We start from the raw sequence: 19,814 nt of genomic DNA, 5'->3' as shown, positions 1-19,814 counted from the left end.
TACAGCGGCGCTTTCTATATGGGCCTCGGGGCCGACAAAAGTATTCGTGTTTTTTTCAAAGGCCATTGTTAGCGCTATCGCGTTTTGAGGATCGATGGAGGATTGCCATCAATCCCGCCTCTGCATTTTGACCCAATTTCTCACGCATACCTTGTTATATGACAAGCTTCTCGAGCGTGTTAATGCGGGCGTACAAGGCATAGAGGCTGAGGGAGTGGAGAGCCCGTGATATTCAATCGTGATATTCAATAAAGTTACTGCCTCGCCCCTAAAGCTCCGACACACTAAAGTGCATATCAGCAAACGATAATGCCGTGCCGTAGTGCTGAGCTAAAGCCCATCTAAAGCGCTCTGCCCTGGCATTAAGGCCTGTTGATTGCAATGTCAGCACTTGTTGATATACCGCACGCTTAAACGGTAAGGGGTCGGTCGCTTCGCCTTCGAGGTTATCGACACTTACACTAAACGCATGACCACAGGCTTGGGTTAAAACCCACTCAATGGCTTGCGGTTTGACCTCAACTTGCTCAAAAATAGCTTGTTCACTGGCGGTTCGGCCATCGGCTTGGTACCAATAACCGTAATCCACTTGATGACGTCGTGCTGCGCCTGCCACCAACCAATGAGCCACTTCATGCAAAGCACTGCGAAAAAAGCCATGTGCAAATAAGATTTGGTGCCAATTTTGCTTGGGATATTCATCCACTACGCTACCTGCGGGGATATAAATAGGCTCATGCTGGCCTTTTACTAGCTTGGTATTGAACTTGTCAAAAAAGCAGCTATCAAATAGCTGTATAAGATCTCGATAATCGTATAAATTAGAATCATCAGACATAAGAAAGTGCGCATTTAAAAAAGAGGGTTATTTTAAGTGTTTTTGGGCAGAGCTGCACTAAAACCTCTAATACAATAAAATACGCCATAGGGCAGATTATTTTGCGCTGTGGAGTTGAGTTACGGCGAATCTGCATATACTGTAATAACACAGCGATGTAATGCACCACCCGCTAATGCTAATCACGCAACCACTATTGTTTTGCGTAACAGCAAACAGGTTGACGCGCTTAGCTCCAGCCCACTGCTTGGAGGTGATACCCATGAAGATCCCAGATCAGGGTCATGACATGAATAATGTCATAGATTTTTTTTCTAAAAAGCCTTTTCAATCACAACAAGAAAAGCGCTTCATTCGCCTCGCACCAGAGCTCGACGGACTGGAAATGCTCTATTCCAACGACTCTAGCGAAGATAAACTCTATAGCCTTAAAATTTTGGCTTGGGGCTTACGGGCCAATGGTGAGGTTACAGGGCTTGTCCCTTGGCTCGATAAAATAATCGCATGCACCGATATTCAAGACCCGCTCAACGGTCAGTTTGAGGGTTACTATGACCCAGGCATTGACGAAATATTTTTCGATTCCCCTTTACACAAGGTCGTAGAAGTTGAAACAGCCGCTGAATACTATGAATACGAAAGCGACAACCCCAACGACGTCGTTCAAGAAATCCCCGATCTCATTGGCACTCATGCGGTGCTCTCGGATGTGGATAAAAAGCGCTTATCGCTCTTCGAGGTCGTCAGCTGGCGACTAACCAATGATGGTATCATTGAGGGCATGCTCATCAACGATAAAAAAATCGAGAGCACGCCGGTTTTGCCTGGTGATAACTGTTTATACCCCGCGCAAGAGCACAAGCACTTCAAGTACTTTTTTCAACATCATATCGCCAACAAGATCAAATCAAAAGACCCAGAAGCACTGGCTGCAATTAGCATGCTCGTTGACGACGGCTAACGCTCATTGCTCATAAAACAAACAGCCAATAATCATTTTCTGTGGAGATAGTGTTGCAAAACATATTTAAGCCCTCACTATTGACATATACTCAATAGAAGCTGTTATTGCTCGCTGAGCAATAACAGCTTTTTTATGCACTAACGCATCACCGGCCCACCAAACAAGAAGCGCTTACGGCGCATCAGTTTAGGCAGATGGCTCAGTATGACGCGGCTTGCAGAGTATCGCTTATGATATTGGCTTTACAATGAGCCTATTTATTGGCAGTCTCACCCTTGAGGCGTACGGTTTACAGCCTCAACCAAGATTACAACGGGGGGGTTAGTCGGCTATTTAATATCTGCGCTTTAGGGGCGGCATCATTATCATGGTCTACAGCCAACCCCAAAAGCGTCAATACTACTCATCAGCCTTGCCGCAACACCGTCACGACAGGGCTACTTACCTAACTCATACACGGCGAAGTTTTCTGTGAATAACTCTGAACAAACGGATCCTTTGATACGCCATTTATACAAAGTGGTCAAGCTTTGCGTAAAAGCGTTAGCGATATTAATGGTATTTGTCATTATCATGGGTGTCGTTGATGTTGGCTGGACACTCTATCAACGGCTTATTTCCCCACCTTTTTTAATCTTAAGTATTTCAGATATGCTAGCCACTTTTGGGGCGTTTATGGCGGTACTGATTGCTATCGAGATATTAATTAATATTACAATCTATTTACGCGACGACGCGATCCATGTAAAGATTGTTCTCGCTACCGCTTTAATGGCGATTGCGCGTAAAGTGATTATTTTAGATTTGGATAAAGTGGGCCCCCAATATATTTACGCTATTGCAGCCACAACCTTAGCACTGAGTGTGGGGTATTGGCTCATACACAAACTACCCCGCGAAAGCCACCTCGATTAAGAACACCATGGATATAATACTCTCTAACTTTGTTTTCTTTTTTGCTGTCATCGACCCTATTGGTACTGTGCCGGTATTTATTGCGGTAACACAGCACCTAAACCCCAAAGAAAAGATTCAAACAGCGATCAAAGGCACAGCAATTGCCTTTTTTGTTTTAATGTTTTTTGCCGTTGCCGGGGAAGTGATTTTTGGCGCTATTGATATCCCTTTATCGGCCTTTCAAATAGCTGGCGGCATTATTTTATTTTTATTCTCGCTCACTATGATTTTTGGTGACAGCAAGCCCGAAGATGAAATAAAGCAACTTAAAAGCAACCCTCAAACCGCGGTTTTTCCATTAGCGATCCCTTCAATTGCCAGCCCTGGCGCCATTATGGCGGCGGTGATATTGACCGACAACAATCGCTTTAGCATTGCAGAGCAAGCACAAGTACTTGTTAGTATGTGCATTGTTTTATCGATCACACTGGCCTTACTACTCGGCGCTAGTGTCATTTATCGCTTTATTGGTGATGTAGGGGCTAGCATTACTAGCCGCGTCATGGGTATGATTTTATCTGCACTGGCGGTCGCTCAAATACTTGCCGGTATTAGCCAGTACTTTCAATTAGCCTAGGATTATCCGTGCCTCACATAACGCCGCTCACGCGTAACACTGTACTACTCCAGAGCCACAATCAAGAAGAGGGTCACATCACGTCACAATGGTTTGAACCTGATTACTGGCAGTCCAGTAACAGTATCACCGGTCATACGACAGGCCGTGCAACAACCTATTTTATTAAGCATGCGACGTTCAAAGGCTTAGTGCTTAGGCATTATTATCGCGGCGGCATGGTCAGGCACTTTTTAAAAGATCGCTATTTATACACGGGGCTCAAAAATACGCGCGCCTACGCTGAGCTTGAAATGCTTGAAAAAGTACAACAATGGGGCCTTGCTGCCCCCAAGGCCGTTGCTGGGTTAGTGCAGCGCCGCGGGCTATTTTATCGCGCCGATCTTTTAATGGAGCAAATCCCTAATGCACGCGATTTGTTTCAAGAGTTAAAAAGCAGCCGCCTCAGTGCCAGCACTTGGCAGTCGATTGGCCGCACTGTGGCGCAATTTCATCAGCACGGGGTTTATCATGCCGATCTCAATTGCCATAACATTATGCGCGATAACACCGGTAAAATTTGGCTGATTGATTTTGATCGCGCCAGTCTCAAGCCAACAGGTACAGGCTGGGCCGCCGAGAACATTGGACGCCTCTATCGCTCACTCACAAAAGAGCTTGAACGCAGCCCGCCTTTTTATTTTGATGATACCCAGTGGGAAGCCTTTTTGGCCGGTTATGATACAAAATAGTGTGTCTTTATTGCTGCATAATTGCCATACAGCGTAAACAACTACTCGACTTAAGCCATTAAATCATCAAATTGCGCTTTAAGCGCCAGTAGCTCTGCTTTAAGCTCGCTCACCTGCATCTCTAAGGCGTCAATACGTACCGTCATACCCTGTGTCGGCTCAATTTGTATGGCTGTCACTTGGCTGGCGATCTGCGCCGAAGTAGCTGTTGAATCGGTCGAGATACCTGAATGCTCCGCTAAAGGGCGCGCCTCATCTGATAGCTCGCCAAACAAATGCATCCAACGGCACTCCCGCTTGCCCGGCTCACGTGCAAGCTGCTCAACACAACCCCCTGCGTCGCTACTGGCCAGTTTTTTTAAAACGAGTTCTACATCGGCCACATCGCTAAATGATGCTAAACGTGTCGCTCGGGTACGCAGCTCGCCGGCGGTTTGTGGCCCTCTCAAAAATAACAAACACAATAACGCTAACTGTCTCGCGTTATAACGCACCTCGGCAAATTCACTGGTGCCAAAGCGGTGTTGATATTTAGACACCCGTGAACCGGTGCGCACCTGCGACACCAAATTAGCCGCCATTAAACTATCGAGTGCATTTTGTACTTGCCCCTCATTCAACGTTAATACCGGCTCGCGATTACTTTTTTGGTTACACCCAGTCAATAGGCTATTGAGCGACAGCGGATACTGATCAGGTGTTGTCGCGGCCTTTTCAATAAGACAGCCCATCACACGTAACTCAATAAGACTTAACTTTTGCATAAAATACCCTAACAATGGTAATTGAACAAAATAGCACATTCGAATAAAACACTCTGATTAAGCCAGAAAACAAACTACTTTGGCAAGCGCTATAAAAAGCGCATAATAACCAGTCAATCAATAGCGTAGAACAACTCTCATTATGTTGTACACCATGACACTCATCAATCAGTACCCTATTTTTGCTATAGGGTTATTTGCGACAGGCTTAGGGTTGGGACTGATCATTTTTACGGCGATGACACTCGTATTGATGCAACGCCTAAAACACGCGCAAACCCAACTCAGCGATGCACGGCTCGTACATGCTGCGCTAGCGCAACAGCATGAAAAAACGCAGCACCAGTTACAACAAAAAGAGTTGAGCTTTATGCAGCTGCACACGCAACTACAAGAGCGAGAACGCTCACACCAGCAGCAACAACTCAGCTTTGAACAACAAAAGCAACACATGACACAAGAGTTTGAGCATATCGCCCAAAAAGCATTAAATGCAAACAGCGCGCAGCTTTCCCAGCAGCAAGAGCAATCGGTTAAATTATTACTGACCCCTTTCCAAAACCAAATCACACACTTTGGGCAGCAGGTACAACAATTTCAACATTCGCAGGTCTCTAGCCATGCCAGCTTAAATAATGAACTGCAGCATATTAAAACACTCAACCAAGCCATTACCCAAGAAGCCAAAAACCTTACCCGAGCACTCAAGGGCGATAAAAAGCTAACGGGTACCTGGGGCGAGCTGCAACTCGAGCGTAGTTTACAAGCAGCCGGGCTCGAAAACACCGTACACTATCGACGAGAAGCCAATTATCATACCCAAGACGGTCAAAATCGCAGACCTGATTTTATTCTTTATTTACCCGATGAAAAACACATTGTTATTGATAGTAAAATGAGCCTTGTGGCTTACGAAGCGGCCGTCAGCGCAAAAGACATTAGCCAACAAAACAGTGCTCTCGATCAGCATGTTAAAGCCCTAAAAAAACACATCAACGACCTTCAACAAAAAGACTATAGCGCATTAGTTGGCTTGCACAGCCCTGACTTTGTCTTAATGTATGTGGCGGCTGAACCGGCACTCACCGAAGCACTCAAACACAATCATCAACTCTACGAGTATGCGGCCAATAAAAATATATTGCTGGTTAGCCAAACCACCTTAATCCCTATTATCAAAACCGTTGCCAATTTATGGTTGCGTGAACGCGGCCAAAGGCAAGCTTATGCGCTAGCCGAAAAAGCAGGCGATATTTACCAGCAATTATGCACCCTAGCTGAGCGTTTTCACAAATTAGGTCGAACACTGCAAACCGCGGGGAGTCATTACAATGACACGGTCACCGCCTTAACCGGCAAACGGGGGCTACACGGTAAAGTGCAATGCTTTAGTGAATTGGCCAAAGGCGCCAAACTCACACCGACACCGCCTATTCATCAAGATATTGACCTTCATCGCTTAGAGCCTCTACTCGACGATTAACTTACGCCATCATCAAAAATTAAGAAGATTAGAACTATGACACAGTGCTACTGCTGCTCTAGCTTACCCTTTGAGCAATGCTGCTCCCCTTTACTGAACAATACGCAAAAAGCCACTACACCCGAAGCCCTAATGCGCTCACGGTACAGCGCCTTTTGTACCGGTAACGTGAAATATTTATTACACTCATCTCACAGTGATTATTTACACGCCGAAAACTATCAAAACAATCATATAAAAGCCGTCAAGACACTCAAAGAAACCATGCAACACACTCAATGGCTAGGGCTTCAAATATTAGCGGCGACAGACAACACGGTTGAATTTGTAGCCTTCTTTCATGACACCCACCAAGGCGAACCCCTACCGCGCGCCGTGCCCCATCAGCTTCACGAACAATCGCGTTTTATTTACGAGTATGACCGCTGGCTATATATTGATGGTGACATCAAAGCCCCAATCAAGCTCGGCAGAAACAGCAACTGTTATTGTGGTTCGGGTAAAAAGCTTAAAAAATGCTGTTCACATTAGTAAGACATGCAAGATCTTGTTGCGATGACTGGATCGCTATTGAGTAGGGTCTTAGCGAGGCTCAATCATTAGGGTGCGCGCACACGATCAATAATATTCAAAAATGATTCGCGCCCATTGGCACAATCAAACTGAACCACCGGTGCACCGCCACGTAAAGCCTTAACAATGTCATTAGCCGCAAGTGCCGATACTGCCACTAAATTTTTATTGTGCATGGCTTTTATTCTACGGGGTTGATCTTTAGCCAGCGATATAGCGATGCTAGGCACATGCAAAGCCACAGCTTGAGCAAGCATCGCACCGCCGCCAAGTATTGCGCAGCGCGCTTTTTTAAGGACAGCGATTAGCTGGGCGTTAGGGAGTGATGTTAGCACTGTGACGCCCGCAGTCGAAAGCGGTGCGGTATTAGGATAGTTTGGTCCTAACACGAGCACACAATGCTCGCCTGTCGAGCGCTGCCATAAGCGTGCCGCCGCTAATAATTCATCGGCCGCTAACATTAACTGGCCACTGTGATTGATAGCGGTATGCCCACCACCACCGGCAGAAAAAAACACATAGCGCTCGGGCAACGCTAACGTACTCAAAATACTATCGTCAGGCGTCGCAAAAACAGGGCCAATAAAATAAGGCGCCGGCTTGCGAAAAAGGGCTAATTTAGCTTTTTGCCAATAACTAAAATCGCCATCGACAAAATCCATTTGCGTTATACAGTGCGCATCAATAAATGGGAGCCTATTGAGCGCAAAAGCGCGCGCGCGCTTTTTTTTATGCTGACTAATAAAAACTACTTTTGCACCGATTGCTTTTGCCGCTTTATATTGCGCCGCCCGGCCTGAGGCATCAAAAACCACCACATCCGGCCCAATAGCACGTACAATGTCATTAACTGCCTTTGTACATTTTGTAGGCGAGTCGTCGACTAAGCGAACAGGGTAAGGACATTCGTTAATATAGCCCGCTTGGCGACTCAAGATAAAAGTAATGCTAGCATTAGGGTAATGCTCATTAACGGCATCAGCCAAGATGAGTGAGCGCATATATTCACCCACGCCTTTAGGGCCTGAGACTGGCACAAAAATAATATTGATCATGCTTATAAAGCCTTTACGGTACGCCAAGCGCTTTTGCACTGTGTATAGCGCGTTATTTATTGGGCTAATGCCAAATATTGACGCGCAACATTCTGCGCCTCAATACACGACAAAATAGGACTATCAACAAAAGCCTGTGCGTCAGATGCGGCAATATCCATTTGAGCTGCGAGCTGATTCACATCACCCACAGGCACTAATTTTTGCGCTAAAGGGCCTGTTAATATTTCGCGTGGGCCGTAATTGCAGTCGGTACTGATGACCGGGGTTTCACAGACTAGTGACTCGACCAACACCATCGCAAAGCCTTCAAAGTCGGAGCTCAGCACTAACGCTTTTGCCTGTTTAATCCAGGGGTAAGGGTTTTGCTGAAATGAAGGGAAAATAACGCGATCTTCTACACCATAACGCTGTGCTATGCGTCGTGCTTTTTTCACATTGCGGCACAAGCACACAAGATCGATATCGGTTTGGGTTTTACTTAATGCCTCAAATAAAACATCATGCCTTTTTTGTTTGGCCACTCGCCCAACATGAATCAAATACGGCTTGCTGGGCAAAGATCCCTGCTTAGCATTGGCTAAGGCCTTGACTTCATCAATATTGACCGGATTGTAAATAGTCGTCACAGACGCTGGGTAAGCCAGTGTCGAGGCCGCTAAACCCTCTTTAACACCATGAGATACTGCAATAATACGTTTAGCGGTTAATGACTGAATAGCGCGGCGCATTCTTAGCCATGCCACTGGGTGCTTACGTCGTGTTTTAAGGGCATCTGTCACCGAGTTATGAACAACATAATAACTTTTAGGGTGATTAATGGTTGAAACAAGCCGATTGGATTTATCTAAGTTTGATAACAGCAAACCTATTTCGCCTTTTTCTTGGCTTATCGCTTCAACAAAGGGCTTAAAGGCTTTTGCTTTTTGTTTCAGTGTCCAATATTTTTTGGCGTTAAAGCACCGTACATCCAAGTTATCGGGTATCGTGTAGTCACGTGCATTATCCAATAATATCAGTGTGCATACTTGTCCTTGCTGCTGCAGCGTTTGCAAGAGCGTTAACATGACTTTTTCGGCACCACCGCCCGCTAAGCTATCTATCACAACTACAACATGCACTATTAACACGTTAATACTAACCTAAAAAATAAAAGAGAGCGCATTACATCGCAATGCGCTGATTGATACGCTCTATTAGCAGTATTGCAGCACTAGCGGCTTAATACACTACTGATTAACGCACTGCCTTGCTCCATAGGGTTAGCGCGAATTTTTTGCTCTTCTCGTGCAACTTGCTCAAATAAAGCATCCATCCCCAATTGAATAGCATGCTCTTCTAGATCTAGGCTAGGTTTATTAGGCAGCGAAACGAGCTTGTAGGCATTTAACAACTGCTGATAATCGCCATAAAAGCCTAACTGCTTTAATTGCGATTGCATAATAGGTTGGTATTTAGCTCTTAATTGCGCTTCGGTTTGACTTCTAAAATAACGTGTTGCGGCATTATCGCCGCCGCGCACAATACCGATAGCGTCATCGACACTCATGTCTTTTACCGCAGCAATCAACAAGTTTTTGGCTTCGCCGGCGGCTTTTTCGGCGCCGTCATTCATCAGCTGTTCGACAGAGTCAATATACCCACCCAGACCAAAGCGCCTTAATGAATCGGCAATGTCTTGCACCGCTGGTGGCAGTTTTATGCGGTATTGCTCGCTATTGCTATAACCGCCAGCCATACCCAAAGCATCAGCGGCACGCGTCGAGCTCAGCGATAGTACTTCTTTAACACCGCCGGCTAGCTGCGATGGGTTATAACCCATCGCTTGTGAGACTTGTGCACCGGTATCGGCTATTTGCGCTAAATTACCACACGCAGTTAAGCCCACAGGCATCGACAAGGCGGCTGTGAGATATAATAATTTATAAGGTGACATCACTTTGTACATAAAACCCTCGGTTTATTGGAGTACTGCTAAAAATTATTCAGTGATTGAAGCCGTGTTATTTAGAGTGACCCAATCGTACATCATCAAGCTCCGTCGCCACTTGGCTACGCGCCTCTAAATACGCATTATAGTGAGTGTATATTTTTTTTGACAGGGTCACGCTCGCTGTACCGCGCATAAAGCTGCGCACTCATACCCGCAAAGCGTTTAAGAACATCATAACCGCGTCACGATTGAGCGCATACACATGGCCTATGACCTCGTCAGAGCGCCCTTGATGAGCGCCCCTGAACCTCTAATAAAGCGCAAAATGATTCTCACGCATCAACAAGCCAGCCAGTAATACCACTAATAAAGGTAACACGGTGATAACACTGGATAAGTAGCGGCCGTTTTGCTTGCTCATAGAGGCGCTAACTTTGCCACAGCCAGTGATAAGACTTTAACGCCTGCGGTTTCAAAAACAATATGCACCCGCGCGCCCTCAAATTGTAAAATAACACCTTCACCAAACTTATTATGCTTCACACGCTGACCCAACTTAAACTGACCATCACCCGCGTCACTTAATGCGGCTTTTTTTGCATTCGAAGTATGCGTGCTGACATTGGCTGGCCTTTTAACTACAGACTTTAATCTGACCTCTTGAATAAAGTCACTAGGAATCTCACGTATAAATCGCGACAAGGGGTTATAGGTTTCTGAGCCGTATAAACGACGGCTTTCGGCATGTGTCAGTACAAGCTTTTTCATCGCTCGGGTAATACCGACATAGCACAACCGTCGCTCTTCTTCCAAGCCTTCGGGACTATCGGCTGACATTTTATGGGGAAATAAACCCTCTTCGGTGCCAGCAATAAAAACCAGCGGAAACTCCAAACCTTTTGCGCTATGCAAAGTCATCATTTGCACAGCATCTTGGTACTCTTCGGCTTGCTGGTCGCCGGCATCAAGCGCAGCACTGTCAATAAATTCAGCTAATGCCGTACGGTCACTTTCTTCTCGTTTGAACGCCTTACATGCTGCGACAAGTTCTTGTAAGTTTTCGATGCGTGCTTGGCCTCTTTCGCCTTTTTCTTTCTCGTGAAATTCAAACAGACCACTCGCGTTAATAATATGCTCAATTTGCTCGGCAAGACCTAAGCTATCGATACCGCCTTCAAGCTCAACCAATAACTGGATAAAGCCTTTAACACACGCCATGGCACGTGCGGGCAATGCATTATTATTAACGAGCCATTTAGCGGCATCAAATAAACTGCAGCCTTGTTCTCGCGCGGTAAGCCTTAATGTATTGATCGATTTTTCGCCAATGCCACGTGTGGGTGTATTGATGACACGCTCAAAAGCAGGATCATCATTGCGATTTAATAAGAGCCGGGCGTACGCCAAAGCGTTTTTGATTTCCATGCGTTCATAAAAACGCTGGCCGCCATAAATGCGATAAGGCATGCCTTCGCGTAAAAAGGCCTCTTCTAAAACACGAGACTGTGCATTAGAGCGGTACAATATGGCCGCGCTCGCTAGATCGTTGCCTTGCTTTTGCCACTGACTAATAGTTTCAACAATGTATCGCGCCTCATCCTGCTCATTAAAGGCACTGTATAAATCAATAGGAACGCCATCTTCACCATCGGTCCATAGTTTTTTGCCCAAACGGCTCGTATTATTGGCGATAACGGCATTGGCGGCACTTAAAATGGTGTTGGTCGATCGGTAATTTTGCTCTAGCCGAGTCACAACGGTATCGCTAAAATCTTTTTCGAATTGTTGAATGTTTTCGATTTTGGCACCGCGCCAGCCATAAATAGACTGATCATCATCACCAACCCCCGTCACCCAGCATGCATTACCCGCCAACACGCGAAGCCATGCATATTGCACCGTATTGGTATCTTGAAATTCATCGACCAATAAATGCACGAAACGCTCTTGATAGTGCTTGAGCAACTCTGGGCTATTGAGCCACAGCTCATGCGAGCGCAACAGTAACTCAGCAAAATCGACCAAACCGCCTTGCTGACAAGTCTCTTCATAGGCGCTATACACCATTTTCATGGTCGCGCTATAAGGATCGTGACTGTCAGGTAAATGATTGGCTCGCTGCCCTTCGTCTTTGCAACCATTAATAAAGTATTGCGCTTGTCGTTGTGGCCAGCGTTTTTCATCAATTTGTAACGCTTGGTAAATTCGCTTAATGACACGCAATTGGTCGTCACTATCGAGAATTTGAAAGTTTTCGGGGAGCTTGGCTTCACGCCAATGCATTTTTAATAATTTATGTGCAATACCATGAAAGGTACCGACCCATAAACCACCAAAACGGCTGCCGGCGCCTTCACCCAATAAAGATTGTAATCGCTCGCGCATTTCACGGGCGGCTTTATTGGTAAACGTCACCGCCATAATTTGATGCGGTGCACTACCGAGCTCTTTGATAAGGTAAGCAATGCGATGCACTAGCACCCGTGTTTTGCCACTGCCAGCGCCGGCAAGAATAAGTTGGTGACAAGGCTCAGCCGTAACGGCTTCACGTTGAGGAAGATTAAGATTATGTATAAGAGTGGAAGTATTCATAGTGCGGCATTCTATAGGCTTTTCTATGCGCCTACCAACTTAACCCGCACCCTAAAATACTACAACAGTAAAAAATTACGGCCAGCACCTATAATCAGTACCTATAAAAAGCCTCAATATATGGCTTCGCGCGCGTGCAACTCAACAAACTGCTTTGGCTGTGTCGCTTTTGAGAGTAAGAGCTGGTCCGTTCGACTATCGAAGGCAACAGCAAAACTACGGCGACTCACCTGCCCAAATGCCCCCTCAAAAGTCACAAACACATGGACATAGCTTAATGCCGCTTGCTCAGCGACCACAATAAGCGGTAAAACCACTTGTTTTTGACCGGTAACTGTCATGCTGTGATCGCCCTGTAGTATTAGGTTCTCATCGGCTTTTAACGTGACATTAACCTCGCCATCTGCAAGCACACCTAAAGCGAGCTCTAGCGGTACACGATCGCCAGCAGCGAGTATATATTCACTTGGACTTTGCATATGGACCGGCGCACCTGGCTTAAGGTACGGCCGTGCCGGTGAAGTTTGCGAGACATGCATATGCCCATTGTGCATGCCTGAATATTGACTATCAGCACTGAGTGCCGGTGTCGATAGTCCAGTCAACGAGGATGCTATACCATAGATAAAACCTAATCTTAAACAGCGCAAACATAGAGGTGTAAAATTTTTCATAGACAATACCGAACATTTTATTGAGTTAAAGACACATCAAAACAAACAAGCCCACCCGTTGCGTCAGACTCGTCAGTATTTCCCGCTTCTTGCACAACCAATGCATAGACCCCCGCCTGAAATAGTTTGCTCCATGTTTCTCTATCGAGATCACTACTCTCACTGCGCCCCGCCCAAATACCATTGCGGTACAATTGGAAATCGGGGTCACTGGCTGGTATTCCGCGACTTCGCTGCGCAGTTAATGTATACATGCCCGCACTGGGAATGCTGACCAATACATAGCGATTAACGTCATGCCCGTTGTATTCCTGAACCTGGTTATCACTGCACACTTCAACTGTTTCATTAACTGATACCGTTTGGTAGACCGGCAGACTGATCGGCGAGCCACCATCGTACCTTTCGCCCTCACCGTAAAAGCCTACACCAACAATATCTTGGCCACTTAATAAGCTAGCTATTTCCTCAGTATGAGTGGGTGTCAGGCTCTTTAATACCGTCGCAAAAGCGTAAATGGAGGTAAAGCCATCAAAGCTAATGTAATCAGGATGTCTAAGGGCTTCTAATATTGGGGCAAAACCTAAGTGTAGGTTGTCGCCCGCTTCAGTCGTATCATCAAAAATATCAAACAATACCGCCTGCACGGCTGATTCGCTGTAATAGCCACCCCCAAAGCGATTAGTTTCTACCGAAAACCCAAAGCCATTTTGCTGCGCAGTTGTCGAGGTATCGAGGTAGAGTGGGTCACCGCTACTCATGGCCGCAAATGCATTGCCAAAGCCTTCGCCAAAAGCCACTCTCATATCAATAGGTACACCTAAAAAATGTGCCCCGCCAATACTTTCACTGCGTGACAACTTATCTTCAATGTAATGACCAAACTCATGTTGAATCACCGCACGATCAAACTCATCGGTGTCGTTATCTGCATGCCCTAAAATATACATCGCCGTACGACCTGTACTGTATAGAGAGCTGCCAATATGGCCTTGTTCAAAATCCCCCCCAGTAGCAATATTTTTGACGCTCCAATACACTGTTAACGGAGGCAGTACAAGCTCTGGCCCAGCATCAAGTACCATATCAATGCTCTCGAGTAGTGTATCAAGTAACGTGAAAGGTGCCGACACCCTATCGCTTGTGTATTGCTGAGCTCCAGCATCCCAGCCTAATGGCGCATGAATATCTCTGGTTTGCACGGCATTATTACCCGTGCTTGCAAGCGATCCGTCTAAGACGTACTGCGCATTACCTTGGGTATTATCTTTTACGCTCACCAAATAATCATCACTCTCTAACTCGGCTTTAACTCGCACCTTCATGGCCCGATCAGCATCGATCGTAAAGCGATATCCACCTTGCTCATCAGAGCGTGTCTCAGCCACTACCTGATTCAGGCTATCGAGTAACTGCACCGTAACTCTACGCATGGGTCGCGCTTGAACATTATCGTAATCTAAAAATACTGTGCCGTGATTTTGCGTCGCTTGCGCTGCCACTGGCGCTACCCAACCATAGGTTAATGTGCCTTTCAGCACCACCAGGTCAAGACCACCTTCACTGGATGGGCTACTCGTCGTATCCTCTACTGACTCACTAGAAGCCTCAGCACTGTCATTACCTACATCAGGTGATGCAGATAGACTGGCACTCGATAGTGACTCAAACGAAGTTTCTTGCTGATCAATGGCTCCACCACCGCCGCCACATGCTATTAAACATAAGGCAACCACTAGCCCCAACCCTACCAGTCGCAAACTTGCGAAAAAAGACTCTCGATTTATCCAAACAAGGATTGCCATGCATTTCAACCTAACCTACATCAGCGCTGCGATATACAACTTGTAGGCCCTATCAATTTTATTTATTAATGTTGTTGTGATCAGGCACATTGTCTGGGTGTCATTTTTTGGCACTGAGCCCTTAAAAACACCCCCAAAAACGAGTTGTATTACAGACTAAAGTCGCAACACCTCAACACCACAAGCCCATGCTTAGCAAACACCTTGTACTTACTAACACCGTGCTTGCTAACAACTATTTTAGCCCAGCTGAAAAAGTTACATTGTTAAGCAAAATAATGTGCGTCGCACTGCATCAATCGCGCTAAAAAACGCCAAATAAATATCAAACAATAAAAATAACAATAAAAAGCTAATACAATATTGAAATATATAGTTTTTTATCTGGGCTAATGGCGGCTCTGCGCTAGGGGAAGGAATAAGCGTTTAATGATCAAATATAAAAACGTATATATAAAAACTAAAACGCTTAATAGAGAAGTGCTTAGACATAATAGCACTTAAAAAATACTCTCTAAGGCCGACTAAGGCGACCAAAGTACAGGGTAAAACATTGAGCTCGAGTACCTTACCCCGAACAAATCGACGTGAAGACTTTAAAAAGCGCCTTTTGATAGAGAGGGGGTAACAATAGACGTTTGCGACAATACTATCAAAAACTTACAACGGCTCAGTAACAACCTCAACCCAACTGCGCCAACCTTTGTCTATCAGCTCCTTTCTTATTACTAATGCACCCAGACCATAAGCCTTCCCCGTCACAGACGCGGGGAGCTTAGCAACAACCTGCTCAGCATCAATTAAGGACTGACGACGCTTTTGATCTGCGGTTAATTGCTCTGAATGGTTGTGACCTACGACAGCAACGGCTTTAACACCTTTTGAAGACAACCAGTGGCTTAATTCATTTAAGACGTTATCCTCTTGTAATCGAGGTATTTTAATTACGGCATACCCTTGTTGGTTCCATAGAGTAGCAGAATGACTCAGACCGGCTATATCACGAGAGTGTACCTCGGTGAGTTCAACAAAGTGCAAGTAAAGGCGATGGTTACTCCGCTCGGTGACGTAAACCGAAAACCAGCGCCCTTCTTTTTGCCACAACCAATAAAACTGGTGCGTATCTTTGCCGTGCAATAGTTTATTACGATAAATTTCAGTCGCCCATGCATAGCTGCGGCCACAGGCGAGAGTCTCGCAGCTAAATTGATCAATTAGACCGTACTGACTCGCCACCTGTTGAATACGCGATGCCAATAGATGAATATCTACAGTATCAAAGGTATAGGTTGTGCTTTGCACACGCCCTTTTAAGGGGTTACCTTCGGAGTAACGCCACTGGCCATTCACTTTTTGCAAAGGGGACTGCACAAAGGTATGAGTTTGGGCAGTTTGAATGTCATTAAACACACTTCGATGATTCGGCAGCAACTCTAAGATGCCCGAATGAAAAGAGGTGCTATCGGTAGCCGCTACGCTAGCATGTGCAACCCCAAATAAGAACAACCATAAAACCCACTTTAACGTCACACCCAACATCGTATTACTCAGTATAATTCATTAATATAATTAACTATCGATTCACTCGCCTGCGCCATGTGGAAATGATGGCCACCTGCAAAATATTTTACGGTCCAAGTATTAAATTGGCTCAATAGTGCCATTGACTCTTCATGCGCGGTAATCAATCCATCATTAGCCAAGAGCACATGCATAGGGGCAGTAATATTACTCGCAAAGGCCTCAACCTGACCACGCGTAAGCTTGAGTTCTGAGGGAGCATGTAACTTAGGGTCGTAGCGCCAACTAAAGCCTCCTTCATTAGGCTCAACACCCCATTGTGCAAATGCGACAGCCGCCTCATAAGTCACAGGGAAAGCGCTCTGCTGGCGAGCTTTAACCGCTTGTTCAAAATGAGCGTAAATACTTGGCGCTCGTGCACGTTGTTTTTTTACCGCATTAATCGAAGACAGCAGCTGCTCTGGCGCACTCTGACCAGTATTAATAAGAGGAAATATGCCATCAAGACAGACAATCTGCTGAACGCGCTGGGGGACCGTACCAGCCAAGATAAAACCAACCGCTGCACCGCGTGAATGCCCTAAAATAGAAAACTCACCCCAGCCTAATTGATCGGCAATTTCCAGCAGTTCAGGAACATCTAGCCAAATATTATACGCACCTAAATGGTTACGCGGCGATGAGCGACCATGCCCCGCTAAATCAACACACACCACATCAGCATTTAGTTGAGGTGCAATAAAGTCAAAACTGGCACAATTATCGAGCCAACCATGCAAGGCTAATATTTTAGGCGCACTATCAGTAGCAGTAGCCTGCTGCGGCTGCCAACGCTTGGCCGCAAAGGTTAAGTTGGCTACCTTAAACGTGCATTCGGTACAATGCCGAGGCATTGTCTTTAAGTTATCAGACTGAATCAAAGAAAATACTCAAAATAACGTCACTATTGACGTACCGACAACCTAATGACACAGAACACAGCGTGGATCAATTGTGTCGCTCAAAGTTTTCATCAATGAGGTCGGTAAAAGTGACAACATTATATTAAAGGTTGTTTAAGCCATCGCAACGAGCCCATGCCAGCAGCGACCATCGCCACATGTTGCTCTGTAACAGGAATATCAATAGCCGCCAGATGCGCTGTACCCAAAAAATAACGGCCTGCCTCTAAGCCGCATACATGCTCTAATAACTCACCCACAAAAGGCTGATGAGTGACCAATAAAATATTATTCAGGCCCACTTGATTAAAGGATATCTCTAACAAAGCCATGATGGCACCTATGTCGCCTGCCGGTGTGATCGCAGGCTGACTAACCACCACTGAGGGTGCCTTTAACGACTGGCCTGTCATCACGCTGCTAGCTTGCTCCCAAGTTTGTTGAGCACGGCAGTAGGGGCTTACCCAGACCTCATCAAGCAACGGCAAAGTCTCGAGTACTTGCTCTATTGTTGAATTAACCTCTAAGCGACCATGGTCGGTAAGGTTTCTTTGTGCATCCGTACTGGCATACGCTTGTGCCTGTCCGTGACGCAACAAAAATAAGCGTTTCATTGCGCGTCTTTTATTACAGTCACATTATCGTTTGTATCCGCTTCTGGCCAGTCAGCAAAAGGAAACGGCTTAGACTCTGTCTTGCAACACACAAAATTAAATATGGCAAACAAGTAGGCCGCCAACGAACTACCAAAAGCGGTTAAACGCCTATTAGGTTCTCCACTAATTAATGTGAAAACAATCTGCCCAATAGCGACAAATAGCAAAAGCATTGCCGCAACTTCAGAAGTAAATACAAAAATAAAGACATACAAAGCTCTAAACCAATAATGACTATTGGATAAATTATTTTTAAGCTCAGGGTTCATTGTGCTCTCCTTTAGCGCAGGCTAAAATTAAAAGTGTTTTGTTAAGTAATCTTGAGCCAGCTTTGCCGCTGACGAACCAGAAACCACTACTTTTTTCAGTTGCTTTTCAGCATTGAGTACATCGCCTTGTAAGTGCAGCACTTTACCTAATTTAAATTGCGCTTCTGGTGTTTTTTGGTGATTGGGGTGATTTTTAATTAAGTCATTAAACCAAAGAGCTGAATTGCTCAAGTCCTCGCGCTGCAAATATACCTGACCTAGCCAATACTTTGCATTTGCGGCGTAAATACCTGCAGGATAGGCTTGTAAATACGCTTCAAATTGCTGTAATCCAGTATCGTAGTCACGCATTTTGAGGACTGCATCAATGCCCGAGCGATAAAGCGCCAACTCAGCCTGAGGATCATCAAGTGCCGTATCAGGCGCATCAGGCGTATCAGTTGCTCGACTCACAGTGGGACGTGCTACCTGTGCTGTATCGCTTGAAGGTATACGACGCGCTGTGCTGGCGCCACTTTGAGCCAACCCACTCAGGCGACGATCTAGATCTAAGTAGTCATCTAAACGCTGCTGTTTGAGTTTTTTGAGCTGAAAACCCTGCTCTTCAACCAACCCTCGCAATACTTGCACTTCTTGCTGCAATGTTTGTATTTGAAAGTAAAACTCAGTCATGCTGGCCGGCGAAGGTTTCGGCTCACGTGGGCTATGGCCCGCGTCTTGCCGCTCGTCGAGCCCTTCGCGATCACTTGTTGCCGGTGAACGCGTTGAAGGAATATCTAAGGCAACCACCTCTACCTGAGCCAATACCGCTGGCGAGGTCAATGATAGTGATAACGGAAAAAAAACTGCCGCTAAAGTAGCGGCAGTGAATGTTTTATATTTCATCATAAATCTAAAGACTTACTTAAAATTAAACTGAAAATTATGTCTATGCAAATACTCTATTCTGAGTATTTGCACAATAACAACAAGATTTACTTAAGTTCTACGCGACGGTTTTTAGACCAAACCATTTCACCAGAACCCATTTCTGCAGGACGCTCTTCACCGTAACTAACGGTCTCAAGAGAACCAGCATTAACACCTTGGATAACCAAGAAGTCACGTACGGCATTAGCGCGACGCTCACCCAGTGCCATATTGTACTCGCGGCTACCGCGCTCATCACCATGACCTTCTAAACGGACCGCGCGTGGGCTAGCCGCTAATTGCTCAGCGTGAAGCATTAATGCTGCGCGTGCAGCCATTGTTAAGTCAGCTGAGTCAAACTCGAAGTAGAAAGTGGTGTCAATCACGACAGCTTCTTCAACAGTATCTTCAACAGTTTCAACAACAACAGGCTCTACAACTTCTTCAACCGTCTCAACAGGCTTGTTAGAAGAACAACCTGTCATAAGGCCAAAGGCAGCAGCAAAAGCAACAGCTGAGTATAATTTTTTCATGGATTTACTCCCAAATAATTTGTAATTGTTTATCAAGCA

20 protein-coding genes are annotated in these 19,814 nt (G+C 45.6%); 6 read left to right on the top strand and 14 right to left on the bottom strand.

Translation table 11 applies throughout. From position 1 onward, the window contains the following. Positions 1–268 precede the first annotated feature (268 nt). Positions 269–838 carry an elongation factor P hydroxylase gene (locus AC438_RS11440; RefSeq protein ID WP_053981395.1) on the bottom strand — a complete coding sequence of 190 codons (570 nt, stop codon included), beginning with the start codon at positions 836–838 and terminating at the stop codon, positions 269–271. 262 nt (positions 839–1,100) lie between these two features. On the opposite strand from AC438_RS11440, the gene AC438_RS11435 reads away from it, so the two are divergent. From AC438_RS11435 to AC438_RS11420, 4 genes are all read left to right on the top strand, one after another. After that, on the top strand, positions 1,101–1,799 hold the full coding sequence (locus AC438_RS11435; RefSeq protein WP_053981394.1) for a hypothetical protein: 699 nt from the start codon (positions 1,101–1,103) through the stop codon (positions 1,797–1,799). Positions 1,800–2,273: 474 nt separating this feature from the next. After that, the gene (locus tag AC438_RS11430) at positions 2,274–2,717 is read left to right on the top strand and encodes a phosphate-starvation-inducible PsiE family protein (RefSeq protein ID WP_053981393.1); all 444 of its coding nucleotides are present in this window, start codon (positions 2,274–2,276) and stop codon (positions 2,715–2,717) included. A gap of 7 nt (positions 2,718–2,724) precedes the next feature. After that, complete coding sequence (locus AC438_RS11425) at positions 2,725–3,336, top strand: MarC family protein (protein ID WP_053981392.1); 612 nt, start codon at positions 2,725–2,727, stop codon at positions 3,334–3,336. A gap of 8 nt (positions 3,337–3,344) precedes the next feature. Further along, positions 3,345–4,067: a 3-deoxy-D-manno-octulosonic acid kinase gene (locus AC438_RS11420; protein WP_053981391.1), complete on the top strand. Its 723-nt coding sequence runs from the start codon at positions 3,345–3,347 to the stop codon at positions 4,065–4,067. Between the two features lie 50 nt (positions 4,068–4,117). Here the strand turns inward: AC438_RS11420 and AC438_RS11415 are convergent, their stop codons facing one another. Beyond that, a complete protein-coding gene (locus AC438_RS11415; protein ID WP_053981390.1) occupies positions 4,118–4,831 on the bottom strand; it encodes a YceH family protein in 714 nt (237 codons plus the stop codon). A gap of 154 nt (positions 4,832–4,985) precedes the next feature. On the opposite strand from AC438_RS11415, the gene AC438_RS11410 reads away from it, so the two are divergent. Both AC438_RS11410 and AC438_RS11405 read left to right on the top strand, forming a co-directional pair. Then, positions 4,986–6,314, top strand: a complete 1,329-nt coding sequence (locus AC438_RS11410) for a DNA recombination protein RmuC (RefSeq protein ID WP_053981389.1) — start codon at positions 4,986–4,988, stop codon at positions 6,312–6,314. Between the two features lie 36 nt (positions 6,315–6,350). Then, on the top strand, positions 6,351–6,845 hold the full coding sequence (locus AC438_RS11405) for a YchJ family protein (protein WP_053981388.1): 495 nt from the start codon (positions 6,351–6,353) through the stop codon (positions 6,843–6,845). A gap of 68 nt (positions 6,846–6,913) precedes the next feature. Here the strand turns inward: AC438_RS11405 and AC438_RS11400 are convergent, their stop codons facing one another. From AC438_RS11400 to pal, 12 genes are all read right to left on the bottom strand, one after another. Further along, on the bottom strand, positions 6,914–7,942 hold the full coding sequence (locus tag AC438_RS11400; RefSeq protein WP_156312506.1) for a hypothetical protein: 1,029 nt from the start codon (positions 7,940–7,942) through the stop codon (positions 6,914–6,916). 56 nt (positions 7,943–7,998) lie between these two features. Beyond that, a complete protein-coding gene (locus AC438_RS11395; protein WP_053981386.1) occupies positions 7,999–9,072 on the bottom strand; it encodes a glycosyltransferase in 1,074 nt (357 codons plus the stop codon). An 83-nt stretch (positions 9,073–9,155) separates the two neighbouring features. Further along, complete coding sequence (locus AC438_RS11390; protein ID WP_238376373.1) at positions 9,156–9,890, bottom strand: DUF4197 domain-containing protein; 735 nt, start codon at positions 9,888–9,890, stop codon at positions 9,156–9,158. Between the two features lie 402 nt (positions 9,891–10,292). After that, entirely contained in the window at positions 10,293–12,467 is a 2,175-nt protein-coding gene (gene uvrD, locus AC438_RS11385; protein ID WP_053981385.1) for a DNA helicase II, read from the bottom strand. A 113-nt stretch (positions 12,468–12,580) separates the two neighbouring features. Then, the gene (locus AC438_RS11380) at positions 12,581–13,141 is read right to left on the bottom strand and encodes a hypothetical protein (RefSeq protein ID WP_053981384.1); all 561 of its coding nucleotides are present in this window, start codon (positions 13,139–13,141) and stop codon (positions 12,581–12,583) included. 17 nt (positions 13,142–13,158) lie between these two features. Beyond that, positions 13,159–14,946: a hypothetical protein gene (locus AC438_RS11375; RefSeq protein ID WP_053981383.1), complete on the bottom strand. Its 1,788-nt coding sequence runs from the start codon at positions 14,944–14,946 to the stop codon at positions 13,159–13,161. 660 nt (positions 14,947–15,606) lie between these two features. Beyond that, positions 15,607–16,476: a DUF4892 domain-containing protein gene (locus tag AC438_RS11370; RefSeq protein ID WP_162230730.1), complete on the bottom strand. Its 870-nt coding sequence runs from the start codon at positions 16,474–16,476 to the stop codon at positions 15,607–15,609. A 17-nt stretch (positions 16,477–16,493) separates the two neighbouring features. Beyond that, positions 16,494–17,387 carry an alpha/beta hydrolase gene (locus AC438_RS11365; protein ID WP_156317067.1) on the bottom strand — a complete coding sequence of 298 codons (894 nt, stop codon included), beginning with the start codon at positions 17,385–17,387 and terminating at the stop codon, positions 16,494–16,496. A 119-nt stretch (positions 17,388–17,506) separates the two neighbouring features. Then, complete coding sequence (gene sixA, locus AC438_RS11360) at positions 17,507–18,022, bottom strand: phosphohistidine phosphatase SixA (RefSeq protein ID WP_053981380.1); 516 nt, start codon at positions 18,020–18,022, stop codon at positions 17,507–17,509. Beyond that, positions 18,019–18,333 (bottom strand): DUF4389 domain-containing protein, encoded by a 315-nt coding sequence (locus tag AC438_RS11355; protein WP_053981379.1) that lies wholly within the window; start codon positions 18,331–18,333, stop codon positions 18,019–18,021. The genes sixA and AC438_RS11355 overlap by 4 nt, the downstream gene beginning before the upstream one ends. Before the next feature lie 27 nt (positions 18,334–18,360). Beyond that, the gene (locus AC438_RS11350) at positions 18,361–19,221 is read right to left on the bottom strand and encodes a YbgF trimerization domain-containing protein (RefSeq protein WP_082354120.1); all 861 of its coding nucleotides are present in this window, start codon (positions 19,219–19,221) and stop codon (positions 18,361–18,363) included. Between the two features lie 86 nt (positions 19,222–19,307). Then, positions 19,308–19,775: a peptidoglycan-associated lipoprotein Pal gene (pal, locus tag AC438_RS11345; protein ID WP_053981398.1), complete on the bottom strand. Its 468-nt coding sequence runs from the start codon at positions 19,773–19,775 to the stop codon at positions 19,308–19,310. Positions 19,776–19,814 lie beyond the last annotated feature (39 nt).

Origin of the sequence: Marinagarivorans algicola (genome assembly GCF_001292705.1) — a bacterium.
Taxonomy (GTDB): Bacteria; Pseudomonadota; Gammaproteobacteria; order Pseudomonadales; family Cellvibrionaceae; genus Marinagarivorans; species Marinagarivorans algicola.
This window is presented reverse-complemented; position numbering and strand designations above follow the sequence as displayed.

Coding starts and splice junctions, on each gene's coding strand:
- AC438_RS11400 (WP_156312506.1), bottom strand. CDS start 7,942: ATGATCAATATTATTTTTGTGCCAGTCTCAGGCCCTAAAGGCGTGGGT.
- sixA (WP_053981380.1), bottom strand. CDS start 18,022: ATGAAACGCTTATTTTTGTTGCGTCACGGACAGGCACAAGCGTATGCC.
- AC438_RS11410 (WP_053981389.1), top strand. CDS start 4,986: ATGACACTCATCAATCAGTACCCTATTTTTGCTATAGGGTTATTTGCG.
- pal (WP_053981398.1), bottom strand. CDS start 19,775: ATGAAAAAATTATACTCAGCTGTTGCTTTTGCTGCTGCCTTTGGCCTT.
- AC438_RS11415 (WP_053981390.1), bottom strand. CDS start 4,831: ATGCAAAAGTTAAGTCTTATTGAGTTACGTGTGATGGGCTGTCTTATT.
- AC438_RS11355 (WP_053981379.1), bottom strand. CDS start 18,333: ATGAACCCTGAGCTTAAAAATAATTTATCCAATAGTCATTATTGGTTT.
- AC438_RS11405 (WP_053981388.1), top strand. CDS start 6,351: ATGACACAGTGCTACTGCTGCTCTAGCTTACCCTTTGAGCAATGCTGC.
- AC438_RS11440 (WP_053981395.1), bottom strand. CDS start 838: ATGTCTGATGATTCTAATTTATACGATTATCGAGATCTTATACAGCTA.
- uvrD (WP_053981385.1), bottom strand. CDS start 12,467: ATGAATACTTCCACTCTTATACATAATCTTAATCTTCCTCAACGTGAA.
- AC438_RS11425 (WP_053981392.1), top strand. CDS start 2,725: ATGGATATAATACTCTCTAACTTTGTTTTCTTTTTTGCTGTCATCGAC.
- AC438_RS11375 (WP_053981383.1), bottom strand. CDS start 14,946: ATGGCAATCCTTGTTTGGATAAATCGAGAGTCTTTTTTCGCAAGTTTG.
- AC438_RS11380 (WP_053981384.1), bottom strand. CDS start 13,141: ATGAAAAATTTTACACCTCTATGTTTGCGCTGTTTAAGATTAGGTTTT.
- AC438_RS11390 (WP_238376373.1), bottom strand. CDS start 9,890: ATGTACAAAGTGATGTCACCTTATAAATTATTATATCTCACAGCCGCC.
- AC438_RS11435 (WP_053981394.1), top strand. CDS start 1,101: ATGAAGATCCCAGATCAGGGTCATGACATGAATAATGTCATAGATTTT.
- AC438_RS11350 (WP_082354120.1), bottom strand. CDS start 19,221: ATGATGAAATATAAAACATTCACTGCCGCTACTTTAGCGGCAGTTTTT.